Below are 18334 nucleotides of genomic sequence, written 5' to 3'. Positions count from 1 at the left end.
ATTTTCAACATCAAAATTATAATATCATGCTTTCAATCAACGATTTACAGCAAATTAGCGAAAAATGTATTTCAGAATCACAAATTATTTATCAGCTTAAAAGTTTTGAAACCGGTTTCCCGTTTTTGAAAATCATTAATGCTGCATCACCAGAGCGTGGTATTACCATTGCTTCGGACTCACAAATCAATGATTTGTTGGAAACATGGGATTCTTATTTGAAAACCAATGCTTCAATACTAAAGTTTGTTCCGGCATCGGGTGCGGCCAGTCGTATGTTTAAAGATTTATATGAGTTTTTGGATGCCGATTATGCCGAACCAACAAAACCTGCTGAAATTAAATTTATTACTGAAATTAAAAACTTCGCGTTTTACAATGCTTTGAACGAATGTTGTTTGAAAAATAATAATAAAAGCATTGATGATTTGATTGAAAATGGAGAGACGAAAGCTATTGTGTCTAATTTATTAAACAGTAATGGCTTGAATTATGGTGCGTTGCCTAAAGGCTTACTTTTATTTCACACATATAATAACGAAACACGTACTTCGCTACAGGAGCATTTGGTGGAAGGTGGATTGTATGCTTCTAATGCATCGAATGAAGTAAATATTCATTTCACAGTTTCAACTGAACACCGTCAACTGTTTGAAAAACATGTAAATGATACACTTTCTGAATACGCAAATGTACTGGGTAAAAAATTCAACATCAGTTTCTCAGAACAAAAGCCATCGACTGACACTATAGCTGTCGACGAACAAAATCAACCATTTCGCGAAAATGGCAAATTAGTTTTTCGTCCCGGAGGACATGGCGCTCTTATTGAAAATCTGAACGATTTGAATGCAGATGTGATTTTTATTAAAAATATTGATAATGTGGTTCCTGATTATCTTAAAAACCAAACAGTTAAATATAAGAAAGCTATTGCAGGTTTATTGATTAAACTTCAACAAAAAGCGTTTGAAAATCTTCAATTATTGAATGAAGAGAATATTTCTATTTCAAGCTTACATGAAATTGCACTGTTTTGCGAAAAGGAACTTAACAACATTCACCCTGAAATTGATAAATTGAATGAAAGTGAATTAAAACAGTATCTGAAATCAAAACTAAATCGTCCGATTAGGGTTTGTGGTATGGTTAAAAATACCGGAGAGCCTGGTGGTGGTCCTTTTCTTACTGTAAATGCAGATAGAACCGTGTCTACTCAAATTCTCGAAAGTTCGCAAATTGATTTATCAAATCCTGCTGAAAAAGCTAAAATGATGAATTCAACACATTTTAATCCTGTTGATTTGGTATGTGGAGTGAAAAACTATAAAGGCGAAAAATTTAATCTTTTACATTATGTCGACAACCAAACCGGATTTATTTCATCGAAATCCAAGGGTGGTAAAGAATTGAAAGCTTTAGAGTTGCCCGGACTTTGGAATGGGGCCATGAGCGATTGGAATACAATTTTTGTTGAAGTTCCCATCGAAACATTTAATCCGGTAAAAACAGTGAACGATTTGCTTCGTCCTGAACATCAAAAATAAGATAATTTTTTTTCTAATTAAAATTATTTAATCATATTTATTCAAAAGGTTTATCATAATATTTGTAATGAGCTTTGTTATCTGCATACTTATTTTCTCGATGCAGTTTCTTTGGAAACATGGCAAATTTAAAAGTGAAGTGCGCGATCTTTCTTGAACCTGCTGTTGCTATTTTCCTCTCCGTATCGGTGAGGATGATCAAGGTATATAGAATACACATCACCATATAAATTCCGCTTTGGTCTACTTATCAATCACTCGCTTGTTGAACTGTCCGTTTTTGATGGCGGGGATCACTGCAGGTAACGAACGAGTGCCCAGACCGGCAACCGGAAAAACAGCTTTAGTAATTTTCTGACTCATAATGTCTCTATTGGTTAAGGTTTTACTTTGACGAACGGATGATGTGTGCCAAACCTTATGGCAAAATCAAATAAGCACTGTAAGGTGTTTAATTTAGGCGATAATGTAAGTTTATTTCCAACTCTCAGCACGAGATATAGCAATGATAAGACTGTTATGCACCTTTTTGGTAGCATTGATACCGGTAAAACTGGCTTTTAGTCAGGACTTGCTGGAAACCTATCAGCTGGCGAAAGCAAATGATCCGGAGTTTAAAAGTTCGGACATCAATAAACTAGCCATCGCCGAGACCAAGTCGCAAAGCATCGCGCAGATGTTGCCGAATCTTTCCTTTAGCGCCAACAGCAGCCGCAATCGTCTGGAAAGTACCAGCTTTTTGGGAACCACCTTGCAGCATTACTGGGACAGCAAATTTGGTATGAATTTGAAACAACCGGTGTTCCATTGGGATCATTGGGTACAGCTCGATCAGGCCGATAACAAAATTGCTCAAGCAGAAGCGCAATTCCAGGCCAAACAACAAAGTTTGATCCGCAGAACCGCCGAAGCGTATTTCAATATACTGGCCGCGCAAGACAATCTGGAATTCGCCAACTCGGAAAAAAAATCCATCGAAAAACAATTGGAACAGGCCAAACAGCGTTTCGACGTCGGTATCATAGCGATTACCGATGTTTATGAAGCCCAAGCCGGCTATGATAGGGCTCTGGCCAGCGAGATCGAAGCACAAAACCTTTTGGATAACAGCAAGGAAGCCTTGCGGGAAATCATCGGCGAGAATGCCGCCGAACTGAACAGTTTACAGGCGCAAATCCCGCTCAGCCCACCCGCACCCGAGGATTTGGCTTCCTGGTCGAATACGGCGGAGAACAATAATTTCTCTATCGTCGCGCAAATTAATCAAGCCGAATACGTCCGCAAAAACATCGAATTACAACAATCCAAACATCTGCCCACTCTCGACATCGTCGCCCAATATAGCGAAATGGACACCGGTAACCGCTACGGATTGCGCGGCGATAATGAAAGTTTCGGATTGCAACTCAACCTGCCTTTGTATGAAGGCGGCGGCACCTCTTCCCGCAGCCGCCAAGCTGCCTACGAGTATGAAGCTGCCAAGGAAGATTTGACTAAAGTAAAACGCAGCATCAATCGCGGCGTAAAAGACGCATTTCGCGGAGTGGTTTCCAGCATCAGCAGAGTCAAAGCATTAGATGCCACCAGCAAATCGGCGGAAATGGCTGTGGAAGCCGCCGAAGCCGGTTTTGAAGTGGGCACCCGCACCATGGTCGACGTGCTCACCGAGCAGCGTAATTTATATAAAGCCAAGAGCGATTACGCCAGAAGCCGCTACGACTATTTGATCAACGGCATCAAACTCAAAGAAGCTGCCGGCAGCCTGAATGAACAAGACCTGGAGCAGATCAATCAATATTTACAGGGAACGCTAGGTAAGAACTAGCCCACCCGTGGAATGCTCGACGCCGCTCGTTAACATTGCCGGTTTTGCCGCTCCCCAATGCGGGGTGCTATTGGCAAAGCCACATTGTTATCATGCAGGTTTCGGCCATCAGCGGTAAATGTCCAGCCGAAAGAGGGCTAAGGGTGTTGTGAGTTTCCGTTTCTGAGACATAACGAAGGCTCATTCCTCTTACTCTTATTTTTTGCGCCATAAATACAGGTCGGAATTCTGGGTGATTTTGTTTCGTTCATGTTTCCGTGGACTTAACAAGGAATTAGATGGTTAACAGTATACCTACCGGTAAATCTTCTCCTATACAATAAGTTTTTAATCAAAATATATTTTCTTTTCTGTATATCATCGACAACAGGTAATAGTGGCCGGTAAAGTTCAAATTGCGGCCATTGCATCAGACGGATCGATTTACGGCAAAGGGTCGATTGCGGTAAATCAACAATCTCAACCCTGTTTTGCACAGCACACCCGATTTCCCTGTTGCTTGTCCAACCACATTTTGTGCAATACAAAAATATTTTCAGTTATCGACCAAGCTAGTGTTTCACACCTTAGCGTGCAAATAGCTCAAACTACTTGCAATAAGGACAAGACCTTGGCCGACAAATCGACGCTAGCAAGCTCGAACCAAGTACCGACACTCGCTCCCATCAATCCGATTTTTGCTCTCCCCGGCTTATTTAGGCCTCTCCCGCACTCAGCGTTAGTTGACGTCTGCGGGCACGGTAACTCGACTACTCAACAACTGTTGCCCTACGAACACCTCCTAAACATAAGACCAGGGAAATTGGTGCTCAGCAAGCAATGCGGCATTTAATCCCAGCTGAAGTCCCTGGCTATCCGCGAGCGCAGTGCCCGACTTTTTCCCTGAAAAACAATATATAAATAAACCACTTAGCACTCTTCCCTGCCCTCAATGCCCGACATTGCGGCGTCTTCCGCCAATCTGGTATAGCTCGTGCTTTATTAGAAATCAATAGCACCGAACAAAGCCTACTTACCGAATTAGACAGTCGCCCACTTTACGCGACACAACAGAGAATATGGCCTTTATATTTAAGAAATGGGGAACATTGGCATGAGTAGTCCTTTAGCGACGTTCAATAAACTGGCACCGGCAGGAGCTCCCGCAGATTGGGAAGCGGCAGACCTTGTTTCGTTAAAACCGTCTGTTGCTCAGTTGACCGAAGGTTTGACGCATTCGCGCGTTGCGGTGGCCTTGGGGGATTTTAAGTACGTCACCGAAACGCGCGATCACAAATGGGTCGATTTTCTATTAATCGGCGTACTGACAATTTTTATCCACAACACGGTCGTCAATCATTTTAGCGGCGCGGCGCTGGAGCAGGAAATTGCCGAACCGATTAAACCGGAGACCAAAATCCAAATCACGCTAACTCGGCCGCAGCCGAAACCGGTGCCGCCACCGCCGCCACAAGTTAAACCACAACCGCCCAAACCCAAGGTCGTACCGCTAAAGCCGCCAAAAATTCAACCCGTGCCCAAAGTCGTTGAGGAAGCGCCGACGCCGGCGCCTGTTGAAGGGCCGGTGGTAGACAACGCCCCACCGGCTCCGCCCGCACCTCCCGCTCCGGTGGTTGAAGAAAAAATCACCGAGCCGGTAGCCGATGCGGCCTACCTGCACAACCCGCTGCCCGAATATCCGGAAATTGCTCAAGAACGCGGCTGGGAAGGCAAAGTGGTGATGAAAGTTCATGTGCTGCCCGACGGCTCCACCGATAGTGTGACCGTCAGCAAATCCAGCGGCCAGAAAGTCCTGGACGATGCTGCCGTCAAAGCCGTTCTCAAGTGGTCTTTCGTGCCGGCCAAACGCGGCGATACGGCGATTGCCCGCTACACCACGGTTCCATTCACTTTTAAATTGTAATTATTTTTGAGGATCAAAAATGTCTGATATCGCAACCAACGTCATCGTCGATGGCACCCTGAACACCTTAATCGCCGCTTCGGTAGTGACCTGGGGCTTAATACTCATCAAAGGCGTGCAACACCTGCGTATTTCGTATCACAACCGCCGTTACAACAAGGAATTTTGGAGCGCTCCGAATATCCAGGCCGCAGCCCATCTGGAAAATCAGGACGGTCCGGCCGCCCGAGTCGCCGGCATCGGTTTTTCGACATTAATCGAAACCGCCGGCGGCGCCTCTACTCACGACCTGGAACACATCTGGGACAGACAGGAGCTGCTGGACAGACGCCTGCGTCAGCAAATGCAAAAAGAGCGCGGCTCACTGGAAAGCGGTCTGGCGGTGCTGGCCACCATCGGCAGTATTTCCCCATTCGTCGGCTTATTCGGTACTGTGTGGGGCATCATGGGTGCCTTGACCAATATCAGCAAAACCGGCTCGGCCAGCCTGGAAGTGGTTGCGGGTCCTATCGGTGAAGCGTTGATCGCCACTGCTGTGGGTATCGCGGTCGCGGTGCCGGCGGTAGTGGGTTACAACTTTTATATCCGTCGCAATAAAGTGGTTTGGGCCTTTTTGGATGATTTTGCCATCGACTTTGTGCACTTGGCCCTGAAAAGCTCGTTCATCATCGAACGCGCCGGCAGCAAACCGGCCTCGGCGGCAGCTTCCGCACGTTTGACCGAGGTCAGTGGCGGTAAAAAGCCCAACATCAGAGACAACCATGAAGAATTGATCGCGAAAGAGGCGCACGCGTAATGGCATTCAATACTAAAGAAGACGGCGGCGATGACGTAATGGGCGAAATTAACGTCACCCCCTTGGTGGATGTGATGTTGGTGCTGCTGGTGGTGTTTATCGTCACGGCGCCTTTATTAACTCAGGCGGTACACGTCAACTTACCGAAAACCGCGGAAACCGCGCCACCGGATGACAAACAGGCGTCTTATTTGAGTGTGGATGCGCAGGGCAAAATTTACATCGATAAACAAGAATTTCCGTTGGAAATTATCGAAGGCGAGTTGAAAAACCGTTTGGCTACCAATCCCGAGTTCGCGCTGAATTTGAACGCGGACGACGCGGTGCAATACGGCATCGTTGCCAAAGTGATGTCATCCATCGAACGGGCCGGCGTGACCAAGCTGTCGGTTCTGACGGTTCCGCAATAAACCTCGGCCTAGCCGGGTAACCGAGTTACCCGGCTAGGCCACCGTGGCGCCAGACACTGCGGTACAAGCTCAAGCGGAATAACACAATGCGGCAAAACCAAGGATGCGGAGATTCCGCGTCCGGGTTTTGTTTGCGTTTATGAACTTACTTTTTCAGGAGACAGCCAAGATGGCGCGCAAAACCGCTCAAGATTTTCATCCGGAAGCCTTACAAGCTTTTGATAAATATGTACACGGCGACATTTCCCGTCGGGACTTTTTATCGTCGGTACCCAAATACGCCCTACTCGGCCTGACCGCCGAAGCCTTGCTGGAAGCGCTTAACCCGCATTTCGCCGAAGCCAAGCAAGTCGCCGACGACGATCCACGTATCAAAGCCACCTATGTGGAATACCCATCCCCGCATGGTAACGGCAAGATTCGCGGTTACTTGGCACAACCGGCCAAAGCCGCCGGCAAACTGCCCGTGGTGCTGGTTATCCACGAAAACCGGGGCTTGAATCCGCATATCCAAGACATCGCCCGGCGCCTGGCACTGGATAATTTCATCGCGTTCGCACCGGACGCGTTGTTTACCTTGGGCGGTTATCCGGGCGACGAAGACAAGGCTCGCGAATTGTTCCAAAAACTGGATAAAGAGAAAACCCAGGCCGACTTTTTGGCGGCGGCGCAATTCATTAAAAAATTGCCGCAAGGTAACGGCAAGCTCGGCGCGGTAGGCTTTTGCTACGGCGGCGGCATTGTCAACTTCCTGGCTACACGGCTACCGGATCTGGGCGCTGGTGTACCGTTCTACGGTGCCCAACCGGCCGCCGATCAAGCTGCAAAAATCAAAGCACCATTACTGATCCATTACGCCGGCGTCGACGACCGCATCAATGCCGGCTGGCCGGCCTATGAAGCGGCCTTGCAAAAAGCCGGCGTCAATTACGAAGCCCACACCTACCCGGGCGTGCAACACGGCTTTAATAACGACACCACCCCACGCTATGACGCCGCCACCGCCAAGCTGGCCTGGGACAGAACCATCAGTTTTTTCAACGCTTATCTACGCGACAGTTAAATCATCGGGAGGATTTCAATGAAAGTGGAAGTGCATATTTGGGATTGGCCATTACGCCTGTTTCATTGGTTGTTGGTCATAGCCGTGGTCGGCGCTTACGCCACCGGCAAACTGGGCGGCAATCTGACCGACTGGCATGCCCGCTTCGGCAGTTTGATTCTGGGTTTGCTGGTATTCAGATTGATCTGGGGTTTTATCGGCACCACACATGCGCGCTTCGCCAGTTTCTTTCCGACCTTTTCTCGGCTGGTGGACTACGTCAAAGGCGAATGGCAAGGCGTCGGCCACAACCCGGCCGGTGCGATAGCAATTATCGCCTTGCTGGCTGCATTGAGTTTTCTGGCCGTCACCGGCTTGTTCGCCAACGACGATATTGCTTTTGAAGGCCCGCTGTTTCATGTCATCGATAAAGAGCTCAGCGACAAACTCAGCGGCTGGCATATTTATGCGGTGAATATCCTGCTGGGTTTGGTAGCGGTGCATGTCAGCGCGATTGTCCTGTACCAACGCCTGCAAAAAACCAATCTGGTCGGTGCGATGCTGACCGGCAAAAAACAATTGCCCAAATCCCTGGCGCCCTCCCCGATCAAGCCGGTCGGTCCGTTCCGTTTCGTGATCACCTTGTTGATCGCGGCGACGGTGGTCTGGAGCGTTTGGAGCGGCGGTTTTGTGAATTATCTGGCGCCGTTGGCCAGTTTCCAAACGGCTACGGCCAATCCTAAAACCTAAACCTTAGTTTTTCTACAACACCACAAGGAGCTAACCCCATGAAATTGAAACTGATAATCGCGCTGGCGCTGGGCGCTGCCACGACGACGGCCATGGCCGGCGAAGTGGAAGACCAGATCCGCTTCCGCCAATCCGCCTACTCGTTTTTGGGCTGGAATACCGCAAAAATCAAAGCCCAGGCTGCCGACCATCCGGAAACCTTTAACAAGGATCAAGTGATCGCTGCCGCAAATGCCGTGGCTGCTGTTGCCAATTCCGGCCTACTCAGCCTGTACGGGCCAGGCACCGATAAAGGCACCGGCTGGAAAGCAACGCGTCTGAAGCCCGAATTCTTCGAAAAACAGGATGAAGTGAAAGAAATTGAAGCCACATTCATCAAGGAAGCCAACGAATTGCAAAAAGTGGCAGCCAATGGCGATGCGGCAGAGGTTAAAGCTCAGTTCGGCAAAGTCGGTGCGTCTTGCAAAAGCTGCCACGATTTGATTCGGGTGCGCGAATAATTCAAGCGCTTAGTAAAGCCAAAAATCCTTGATGCTTTAAGGCGTTTCTAGCAACTCAACTTAGCGAAGCTTGTCCGAAACGATTCGGACAAGCTTCCTCCTGAACGACGCGTACGCACACCGGTTCGGTAATTTTCGAATAGGGCTTCACCACTTTCCTAAGCTGGCTTTAGGGCTTAACTTCTAATCCAGACATATAAACTTCAATTATTATCGTTTTATTTAATGAGTTAGTTTCGCTACCCTCTGCGTTTATTAGCAAACCAACAGTTATTAGGGACTTACTGGACAGATACTCATGCCTTTACAACAATTAGTCGAATATTTTAACGATAGACTGGAGCAGGAACACAATAACGGCTTACGACCGTTTGTGCTCGACAAGGACGCGGTGCACGGCGTATTCGGCCCCATCTGCATCGGCAGCAGATTGTCGCCGCTGCGCCAGACTTTGCGAACAGCAAATGTTATCGGCCACATCGCGCAACTGAGCGTATCCGCTATCAACAAACAGTCCATTCAAAGCAGCGAACTGGAACAATACCTGGCCTTGCCTCAAGCCAAACAAGCCAATGTCGAATCCATCATCAACTTTGATCGGATGTCGCGAGCCGTGCATATGCTGAACTATCTGCCGCAAGCGCATCTTGAGGAATTATTGTTTCTGGAAGTCGACCCGCGGCATATTCTCGGTGTCAAAGAAGACCATGGCGCCTATTTTGAAGAGGTGATAGTAGCCTGCGGCCTGCAAACCGCCAACGTCGCCATTACATTGACGGTAAACAACGCCTATGCCGGTTTTTATCAATTGTTGTTGAGAGGTCTGCAAAACTATCAACGGCGCGGCTACCAATTGGCCTTGAAGTTTGATTATCAAACGCTAGACAAACCAGCCTTCGAGCTAATCACTCGCGCCGCTCCCAATTTTGTCGGCATAACAGCCATGGAGTTAGAGCATATCCGCGACAACAAACTACCGGAAAAACTCCAACATTTAAGTAGTTTGGCAAAATCCATCGACAGCCAAAGCTTTATGCTGAACATCGACGATAAACGAACCGCGGCGTTGGCCCGCAACACCGGCTTCAACCTGGTACAAGGCGATTATTTCGAACAAAGCGTCGAATTAACCGCAGCCAACGGCTAACTCAAAGCAACCGGCACAAAAAAGCCCGCGATATAGCGGGCTTAGATTGACTAACTCCGACACCAGCCATCCATTCGCAACCGGTATCGGCTGTTTGGGGTGAATCCGTTCACCCCTTTGCGGTTAGCGCTAGCGGCCTCGGGCATTTACTTACTTATAGCTTGGCTTGCCGTCACCAAAGGCATTCAGCGATACTTCAAAGAAGAAGAAGTTGCTGGGCTCGGTAGTGAAGGGCCCGGTAGGCGTGGCTTGGGAGGTGGTGTAGTCGCCTGGCGTGAAACGGGCGTAGCTCAAGCTCCAATCCACATAAGGATTCAACTTGTGCCGCAGACGAATGTCGAACTCGTGACCCAGGAAGGTTTTGCCATTCACCCCGGTTAAACCGGCACGATTCCAGCCGCCGCCATCACTAGCCATCCAATAGGCGTTGTAACCGGTGTCGATCTGTACGTTTTTATAGGGGGTAAACTCCATCCGCACCTTGGGTGCGTGAATGTTGTCCCAGGAGAAATAGTCGTTGCGCGACCAAGGTTGGTTAAAACCGTAAAACGTATCGAAACGCTGATTGCTGTTATCCCGGGTACTCTTGTCGCCGGAGCCGTAACCGTAATAAGCGCTGGCTCTGGGTTTCCAGTCATGATCAAAGGTGTAACCCAACTCCAAAGAGTAGGCAATGGCATCATGCTGCTGCAAGACCTCCCCACTTTGTTTCGTTGCGTCAAGCTTGCCTGAACGGCCAAACTGTTTATTGATGTCGGTATCGTAGTCGAAACCGGTATCAGGTATCACGCCGTACACCCGCAAACCAGGCGCATAGATGTCCATGTCGGCTTTACGGTTGGCGACTACGCGATTCAACGGATCACCATCCACTTTACGGCCCAAAAAATAGGGCTGGATAGTGATGAAATCCGACCATTGCTTAATGCTCAACACCGCACCATAAACCCAGGTGTCTTCGTCGGGCTGGTCGAATTCGTTCATAATCCGATCCACCGGCTGCAAGGCAAAGGTATCCAAATCCCAGTTGTTTTGCTTTTTACCGAAGCGGACCCGATAGCCTTCGAAGTTATTGGTGGTGTTACGGAACTGGTTGTTACCAATCAAGCGTCGGTCCAATAACTCCAAACTTTGTCGGCCCGCTCGAATACTCAGAGGGCGGTTATGGCCCAAGGCATTATCGAAATACAGTTCGCCGTAACCCTGAATCAGGTCAAATTCGTTCACTTCCGAATTGGTTTTCGGATACAAACTGTTATAGCTACGCGAGTCCTGCGCCTCTACCACAAAGCGAAACGGGTCCAGGATGTCATGAATACCGATATAAGCGCGGGTTCTCAGCAACCAGATATTGTCCGGGTCGTTTTTGAAGCGACTGCCGGTAGGCCGATAGTCGTTCTCGCGGTATTCGTATCGGCTCCGAAAATCCAGACCAACATCCAGCCATTTCACGTCACGAAATTGCTCGAACTGGGTTTTGCTCAAATTGCGCACATAGCTGGGTGGATCGGGCTCCGGCTCGACTCGGTAGCCTTTGGTTTTTGCGTAATAATCCTCGGCGGCTACCGAGCCTGACCACACCAACAACAGGCCCAGGGCGCCCGATGTCGACAACTTATTCAATGAGTGACGTTTCATATTGTTATTTTGGGGTTTTAGGGTTTTGGTTTCTTGTCTAAAAACAAGTCTTGGATTCACACGCCCTTCCATTGGTCGCGTTTGACTGACGGTTAACCGGTCTAAGCGGCGTATCCGTCAGCTAAATCGTGCTGATTGTTACGCGGACGCTTTTTGCTGACCGAGTCGAAACCGCTCGCGTTTATCGATTTGGACAATCCGGCCGTCGTGAATCACGACTTCGACCGAGCCGAAGCGGATATCCTGCAAAATCGCGGCAATTTGCAGTGCAATTTCTTTGTTGTCGCCTTGCTTTAACGCATGGCTGTTAAGTTCAATCGCCATATAGCCTCCTGGAGTATGGTGGGTTATCGTGCTGTTCTGCATATATCTCACGGTTAATTACCCATGATCGTTGGACAAATGGTAAGAAAACCACAAAGCGATTGAAAACGATATAAACAGAAATGTATATCTGTTAATTGGATATATAAGATTGCGAATATTTACCCTCCCATCCTGACCGTAACAGCCGAAACTCAACCATTGATTATCTAAATATAAGATTATTAATTCAATTTATATCATTTCCGTTGGCATTCAGGATTCTCTATCCTGTCAGCACCTACTGACTGTTTCCAGAGAAACGCCATGACCCAAAGCAACATCATGCCGGGCTTTCGACCGGCATTGGCCTTCACCTTGTTCTACCTGGCACTGGTAGTACTGATCCCCTTGAGCACCCTGGTATTTAAGAGTTTGCAATTGGGCTGGGGCGAGTATGTGGACATCATTACCAATAATAGGGTGTTGTCGTCGTTTCGAGTCAGTTTCGGTACGTCGTTGATCGCCGCCTTGGTGGCCGGCCTATTTGGTTTTGTGATTGCTTGGGTGTTGGTGCGTTATCCCTTTCCCGGCAAGCGTTTTCTGGATGCCTTAATCGACCTGCCGTTTGCTTTACCGACGGCAGTGGCCGGCGTGATCTTGGCAACCATCTTTCAGCCCAGCGGCATGCTGGGTAAATGGTTGATGACCTCCTTTGGCATACAGGTGGCCTATAAGCCCTTGGGTATTGTGGTGGCGTTGATTTTTATCGGCATTCCGTTTGTGGTGCGGACCATCGAGCCGGTGTTGCAAGAATTCGACACCACCATGGAAGAAGCGGCCTCCAGTCTGGGCGCCACCCGCTTGCAAGTGTTTGCCCAGGTGATCTTTCCCAACATTTTCCCGGCGCTGTTGACCGGCGTGTCGCTGGCGTTTGCCCGTGGGGTTGGCGAGTACGGTTCGGTGATCTTTATCGCCGGCAATCTGCCTTATGTCTCGGAAATCGTCCCGTTACTGATCATCACCAAACTGGAACAGTACCAATATGCCGGCGCGACGGCGATTGCATTGACGATGCTGCTGGTGTCTTTCCTGTTGCTGTTGTTCGTTAACTTATTACAACTCTGGGCGCGCCGCCGCTCCGGGCAAATTTAGGAGGCATCATGCACGCCAATGTTCATGTGATTAGCGACGCCACCGGCCAAGCACACTTCAAAGCACTGCACGATCCGTTTTGGGTGCGCTGGGGCCTGGTCGGCGTCGCGGTAGGTTTTATTGTGTTGTTTCTCTGTGTCCCGCTGGGTTTGGTGTTGTATCAGGCGTTCTCCAAAGGTTGGCAAGCCTATTGGACGGCGCTGGCACAACCGGATGCCATCGCCGCGATGCAGCTGACCTTGCTGGTGGCACTTATCACTGTACCGCTGAATACCGTATTTGGCATCGCCGCGGCTTGGGCCATCACCCGCTTCGAGTTTTGGGGCAAAAGCTTATTGACCACCTTGATCGATCTGCCCTTCTCGGTATCGCCGGTTATTTCGGGACTGATTTTTGTGCTGATGTTTGGCGCTCAAGGCTGGTTCGGACATTGGTTTTCCGCACATGATATTAAAGTGATATTCGCGGTGCCCGGCATCGTGCTGGCAACCATCTTTATCACCTTCCCCTTTGTCGCACGCGAACTGATTCCGCTAATGCAGGAAATGGGCAACGAGGAAGAAGAAGCGGCGCTGTCGCTGGGTGCCAGCGGCTGGCAGACCTTCTTCAAAGTCACTTTGCCCAATATCAAATGGGCTTTGCTGTACGGCGTATTGCTATGCAACGCCAGAGCAATGGGCGAATTCGGCGCGGTATCGGTGGTGTCCGGCCATATTCGCGGCGTGACCAACACCCTGCCCTTGCATGTCGAGGTCAGTTACAACGACTACGACGTGATCGGCGCATTTTCCAGCGCCTCGATATTAGCCTGCCTGGCCATCGTCACGTTGGTTTTAAAAAGCTTTTTGGAATGGAAACAGGCCAGGACCTAAAGACGAAAAGACGAAAAGACGAAAAGACGAAAAGACGAAAAGACGAAAAGACTAGGCGTTCTCGCGTCCGATTCACAGCCTTTATGAGACAAAAACATGAGTATTCTGCTTAACAATATCAGCAAAAATTTCGGCAAATTTGCCGCCTTGTACGACGTCAACTTGGAAATTCCGGAAGGCGAGCTGGTGGCCTTATTGGGCCCATCCGGCTGCGGCAAAACCACCTTGCTGCGCATCATCGCAGGCCTGGAAACCCCGGATTTCGGCCGGGTGCTGCTCAGCGGCGAAGACAAGACTGAACAACATGTCAGCCGGCGCGGCATCGGTTTTGTGTTTCAACACTACGCCTTGTTCCGGCATATGACGGTGTTTGACAACATCGCTTTCGGGTTGCGGGTCAAGCCGCGCAAAGAACGGCCTACCGAAGCCTTTATCAGCAAAAAAGTGCACTCCTTGCTGGAGTTGGTGCAACTGGATTGGCTGGCCGACCGCTTCCCGGATCAATTGTCGGGCGGACAGCGGCAGCGGATAGCTTTAGCTAGAGCCCTGGCGGTGGAACCCAGCGTATTGTTACTGGACGAACCGTTCGGCGCGTTGGACGCCAGTGTGCGTAAAGATCTGCGGCAATGGCTACGAAATTTGCATCAGGAATTGCATGTCACCAGTATTTTTGTGACCCACGATCAGGAAGAGGCGATGGAAGTAGCCAGCCAGGTGGTGGTATTGAATCAAGGCCGTATCGAACAACAAGGCGCGCCGGCCGATATTTACGATCATCCGGCCAATGCCTTTGTTTCCAAATTCATCGGCCAAACCAATATCTTCGACCTCTCGGAAACCGAAAGTAACTGGCTGCAACGTGCCGGTATTCTGGCGGAAAAACCGCAAGGCATCTTCGCGCACGTCCGCCCGCATCATATCGACATCGTTAAAGCCGAAGACGCTTCCGGCTCACCGGTGACTTTGAAAGACTGGCAACATCTGGGGGCAACCATTCGGGTGGAGCTGTTCAACCCGCAGCACAACGGCTCCGGTGCGACGCTGTATGCGGAAATGCCCAACGAACGCTTCAGAGAACTGAATTTAACCAAGGGTGACCGGGTGGCGGTGCATATCAAGCAGGCTCACTGGTTCAATTGACAGAAAACCCGACAAGTTCTGGCTATCGGCAGTATAGCCAAGCAGCAGTAAGCACGCTTCGCGTGCCTTGCATTGATCGCTCACATCACCCCACGGAAAGCTCGGTATGAATCTCAATCAGCTTGAATTATTGCGCGTCCTCAAAGACACCCAGTTCAACCAATCCAAAGCAGCGGAAATTATGCATGTGGTGCAGTCTGCCGCCAGCCGGCAGTTGCAGATGCTGGAGGAGGAATTGGGCTCGCCGCTGTACGAACGACACGGCAAAAAGTTGCTGGGCTTGACGCCGCTTGGCGAGCAGGTTATGGAACAGGTGGATAGAATCAATCAAGCCAAAAAAAACATCCTGTCCATAGCCGACGATTTTCGTGAAAATCGCAACGGCGCCTTACACATCGCCACTACCCATACTCAAGCCAAATATTTGCTCCCGGGACCTGTGCAAAAATTCCGGGAGAAATATCCGGGCATCACCATTTACATGGTGCAATCCTCGCCACAGGAATTAATAGAGCAACTCCATCAGCATCGAGCCGACATCGCCATCTGTACCGAAAAACTGGACGAAGACGAGAAATTAGTCGTCAAATCCTGCTACGAATGGCAACACATTGCGGTGGTGCCGCGTCATCATCCCTTGGCGCAAGGCGATGTGACGCTGGGTCGGCTGGCCGCGTTTCCGATTTTGACTTACTCGCAAGGCTATACCGGCCGCTCGACTATCGAAAAAGCTTTTAAGAGCGCCGGTAAAGAACTGGATATTACCTTGTCCGCCGCTGATTCCGACATTATCAAGACCTATGTCAGGCTGGGCTTGGGAGTGGGGATTATCGCCGGCACCTCTTATGAATCGCGCAACGACAACGATCTGGTCGCCAGGGATTTGTCGCACCTGATTCCGCGCTCGGTAACGAAGATCGCCTATTTGAAGCAATTATATCTACCGACGTATTTGCAATATTTCATTAACGAGCTGCTTTCCAAAGCCGCCAAAGAACAAGCATATTAAAATCAAGCAGGAATTTGCGTTTCAATTTCTATATTTATCATAAGAGCGAACGCAAGAAGCTTAATTATGCGGCCTTCCCCACAAAAACAAAGACTTATAGATACCCATACAACCGCAATACGCGCTGAGCAACGAGGTAAATCATATTTTTAGATTTATATATCTCAAATAAGCATTAAGTAAACCTAAGCTGCCCGTACCTGTATTGACAGCCTTCGTTTAAACCAAGTATTTTAAAAAAATCGCTGACCGGACCACCGGAAGCCAGTACGCCTAAGCAGGCTGCTGGCTTTTTTTTGGCCCGCAGAAAACCAAAAGGGAGTAATACCGCCATGACACATTGGTATCCAGACAACTCGCAATCGATAGGTAATACGCCTTTAGTCCGGCTAAACCGCATTACCGACGGCGCACCAGTGACTTTGCTAGCCAAAATCGAAGGCCGCAATCCAGCCTATTCCGTGAAATGCCGCATCGGTGTGGCCATGATCAACGACGCCCAGCAGCGCGGTCTGCTCACCGACGGCAAAGAACTGATAGAACCCACTAGTGGCAATACCGGCATCGCCCTAGCCTTCGTGGCCGCCGCGCGCGGTATTCCACTGACCCTGACCATGCCGGAAACCATGAGTCTGGAACGGCGCAAATTATTGGTGGCATACGGCGCCAAACTGATCCTCACCGAGGGTGCCAAAGGCATGAAAGGCGCGATTGCCAAAGCCGAAGAAATTGCCGCATCCGATCCGGACCGCTATGTATTGCTGCAACAGTTTAAAAACCCCGCCAACCCCAGCATCCACGAACTCACCACCGGCCCGGAAATCTGGACCGACAGCGACGGTGCCATCGACATTTTAGTGTCCGGCGTCGGCACCGGCGGCACGATTACCGGCATTTCGCGGTATATCAAATTTACACAAGGCAAACCCATCGTTTCTATTGCAGTAGAACCCGAGGCCAGTCCGATATTGACTCAGTTTCGCGCCGGAGAGCCGCTGCAACCGGCGCCTCACAAAATTCAAGGGATAGGCGCTGGTTTCGTACCGGAGGTATTGGATTTGTCGCTAGTGGACGAGATCGCCCTGGTGAGCAACGACGATGCCATTAACTACGCCCGGCGGCTGGCGCGCGAGGAAGGCATTCTGGCCGGCATTTCCTGTGGCGCAGCAGTGGCCGTGGCCGTCCGCGTGGCAAAGCGTCCGGAAAACGAAGGCAAAACCATCGTCGTCATCTTGCCGGATTCCGGCGAGCGTTATTTGAGTTCGACCTTGTTTGAAGGCCTATTCGACCCGCAAGGTGTAGCGCTATGACCTCAAGCGAAAACGGCCAACGCTGGGAAATAGATGCATTGGTCGCCGAATTGCGCGAATTGCGTCTGCAATCCCTGGAAAATCGCCATCGCCGCGAACATCCGCCCAAATTGCCATCGCGCAAGGTGTTGAGTCAAATCGTCGACAATCTGGGCGCGGCGCTTTTCCCCAATCGGCTGGGGATGCCCGACCTCACCGACGAAGGCATCGATTATTTCGTCGGCCATACGCTGGACTCACTGCTCCGCCAATTGCACCGACAAATTAGCCTGGAATTGCAATTCATTGCCGAACAGCACGGCCTGTCCCTAGATACGCATAGTCAGGCCTCAGACATCACGCGTCAATTCGCAGCACTGCTACCCAGCGTGCGGAAGTTGATCGACAGCGACATTCAAGCCGCCTACGAAGGCGACCCGGCAGCGCGTTGCTCCGACGAAGTGTTGGTTTGTTATCCCGGCATTACCGCCGTGATCCATCATCGCTTGGCGCATGCGCTGTACGAGCTAGGTATGCCTTTAGTGGCGAGAGTCATTAGCGAAGTGGCGCATTCCGCCACCGGTGTCGACATCCATCCGGGCGCGCAAATTGGCGAAAGTTTTTTTATCGATCACGGCACCGGCGTGGTGATAGGCGAAACCGCGATCATCGGCCGTCGGGTGCGCTTGTATCAAGCTGTCACGCTGGGTGCCAAACGCTTTGACAAGGACGACAACGGCATTCTGGTCAAGGGCCACGCCCGCCATCCCATCGTCGAAGACGATGTGGTGATTTACGCCGGCGCCACCATTTTGGGCCGAATCACCATCGGCCACGGCTCGACGATAGGCGGTAACGTCTGGCTAACCCACAGCGTCCCGCCCGACAGTCTGGTCAGCCAGGGTCAGAATCGAACCGAAGTCTTTGCCGGCGGCGGCGGGATTTAGGAGGCAAAAGCAATCCGGATATTTTTGAAGCCACCCACTTAATCCGTAACTAAAAACACGT

General features: G+C 50.0%; 18 protein-coding genes. 15 read left to right on the top strand and 3 right to left on the bottom strand.

What is annotated here, in order from left to right:
* Positions 1-26: 26 nt before the first annotated feature.
* The 9 genes from EBA_RS10200 (at position 27) to EBA_RS10160 (ending at position 9920) form a co-directional block, all read left to right on the top strand.
* Positions 27-1547, top strand: coding sequence for a DUF4301 family protein (locus EBA_RS10200; protein WP_192374627.1), 1521 nt, complete (start codon positions 27-29; stop codon positions 1545-1547).
* A 505-nt stretch (positions 1548-2052) separates the two neighbouring features.
* On the top strand, positions 2053-3372 hold the full coding sequence (locus tag EBA_RS10195) for a TolC family outer membrane protein (RefSeq protein ID WP_192374626.1): 1320 nt from the start codon (positions 2053-2055) through the stop codon (positions 3370-3372).
* Between the two features lie 1093 nt (positions 3373-4465).
* Positions 4466-5275 carry an energy transducer TonB gene (locus EBA_RS10190; RefSeq protein WP_192374625.1) on the top strand — a complete coding sequence of 270 codons (810 nt, stop codon included), beginning with the start codon at positions 4466-4468 and terminating at the stop codon, positions 5273-5275.
* Positions 5276-5294: 19 nt separating this feature from the next.
* Entirely contained in the window at positions 5295-6071 is a 777-nt protein-coding gene (locus tag EBA_RS10185) for a MotA/TolQ/ExbB proton channel family protein (RefSeq protein ID WP_192374624.1), read from the top strand.
* Positions 6071-6481: an ExbD/TolR family protein gene (locus EBA_RS10180; protein ID WP_192374623.1), complete on the top strand. Its 411-nt coding sequence runs from the start codon at positions 6071-6073 to the stop codon at positions 6479-6481. The genes EBA_RS10185 and EBA_RS10180 overlap by 1 nt, the downstream gene beginning before the upstream one ends.
* A 169-nt stretch (positions 6482-6650) precedes the next feature.
* Positions 6651-7544 (top strand): dienelactone hydrolase family protein, encoded by an 894-nt coding sequence (locus EBA_RS10175; RefSeq protein WP_192374622.1) that lies wholly within the window; start codon positions 6651-6653, stop codon positions 7542-7544.
* A gap of 18 nt (positions 7545-7562) precedes the next feature.
* Positions 7563-8273, top strand: a complete 711-nt coding sequence (locus EBA_RS10170; protein WP_192374621.1) for a cytochrome b/b6 domain-containing protein — start codon at positions 7563-7565, stop codon at positions 8271-8273.
* A 38-nt stretch (positions 8274-8311) separates the two neighbouring features.
* Positions 8312-8773: a c-type cytochrome gene (locus EBA_RS10165; protein WP_192374620.1), complete on the top strand. Its 462-nt coding sequence runs from the start codon at positions 8312-8314 to the stop codon at positions 8771-8773.
* A gap of 298 nt (positions 8774-9071) precedes the next feature.
* The gene (locus tag EBA_RS10160; RefSeq protein WP_192374619.1) at positions 9072-9920 is read left to right on the top strand and encodes an EAL domain-containing protein; all 849 of its coding nucleotides are present in this window, start codon (positions 9072-9074) and stop codon (positions 9918-9920) included.
* Between the two features lie 150 nt (positions 9921-10070).
* On the opposite strand, the gene EBA_RS10155 is transcribed toward EBA_RS10160, so the two are convergent.
* Both EBA_RS10155 and EBA_RS10150 read right to left on the bottom strand, forming a co-directional pair.
* Positions 10071-11558: an alginate export family protein gene (locus EBA_RS10155; RefSeq protein WP_192374618.1), complete on the bottom strand. Its 1488-nt coding sequence runs from the start codon at positions 11556-11558 to the stop codon at positions 10071-10073.
* A 138-nt stretch (positions 11559-11696) separates the two neighbouring features.
* On the bottom strand, positions 11697-11882 hold the full coding sequence (locus EBA_RS10150; RefSeq protein ID WP_192374617.1) for a YezD family protein: 186 nt from the start codon (positions 11880-11882) through the stop codon (positions 11697-11699).
* A gap of 306 nt (positions 11883-12188) precedes the next feature.
* On the opposite strand from EBA_RS10150, the gene cysT reads away from it, so the two are divergent.
* From cysT to EBA_RS10130, 4 genes are all read left to right on the top strand, one after another.
* Positions 12189-13016: a sulfate ABC transporter permease subunit CysT gene (cysT, locus tag EBA_RS10145; protein WP_192374616.1), complete on the top strand. Its 828-nt coding sequence runs from the start codon at positions 12189-12191 to the stop codon at positions 13014-13016.
* A gap of 8 nt (positions 13017-13024) precedes the next feature.
* A complete protein-coding gene (cysW, locus tag EBA_RS10140; RefSeq protein ID WP_192374615.1) occupies positions 13025-13888 on the top strand; it encodes a sulfate ABC transporter permease subunit CysW in 864 nt (287 codons plus the stop codon).
* Positions 13889-13984: 96 nt separating this feature from the next.
* Positions 13985-15028, top strand: a complete 1044-nt coding sequence (locus tag EBA_RS10135; protein WP_192374614.1) for a sulfate/molybdate ABC transporter ATP-binding protein — start codon at positions 13985-13987, stop codon at positions 15026-15028.
* A 106-nt stretch (positions 15029-15134) separates the two neighbouring features.
* Positions 15135-16037, top strand: coding sequence for a LysR substrate-binding domain-containing protein (locus EBA_RS10130; protein WP_192374613.1), 903 nt, complete (start codon positions 15135-15137; stop codon positions 16035-16037).
* A 175-nt stretch (positions 16038-16212) separates the two neighbouring features.
* On the opposite strand, the gene EBA_RS10125 is transcribed toward EBA_RS10130, so the two are convergent.
* A complete protein-coding gene (locus tag EBA_RS10125) occupies positions 16213-16371 on the bottom strand; it encodes a hypothetical protein (protein WP_192374612.1) in 159 nt (52 codons plus the stop codon).
* On the opposite strand from EBA_RS10125, the gene cysK reads away from it, so the two are divergent.
* On the top strand, positions 16370-17347 hold the full coding sequence (gene cysK, locus EBA_RS10120) for a cysteine synthase A (protein ID WP_192374611.1): 978 nt from the start codon (positions 16370-16372) through the stop codon (positions 17345-17347). The genes EBA_RS10125 and cysK overlap by 2 nt on opposite strands.
* A complete protein-coding gene (gene epsC, locus EBA_RS10115; RefSeq protein ID WP_192374610.1) occupies positions 17344-18273 on the top strand; it encodes a serine O-acetyltransferase EpsC in 930 nt (309 codons plus the stop codon). Before cysK ends, epsC begins: the two co-directional genes overlap by 4 nt.
* Positions 18274-18334: the final 61 nt, after the last annotated feature.

It is taken from the genome of Methylomonas albis (assembly GCF_014850955.1).
Classification (GTDB): Bacteria; Pseudomonadota; Gammaproteobacteria; order Methylococcales; family Methylomonadaceae; genus Methylomonas; species Methylomonas albis.
This window is presented reverse-complemented; position numbering and strand designations above follow the sequence as displayed.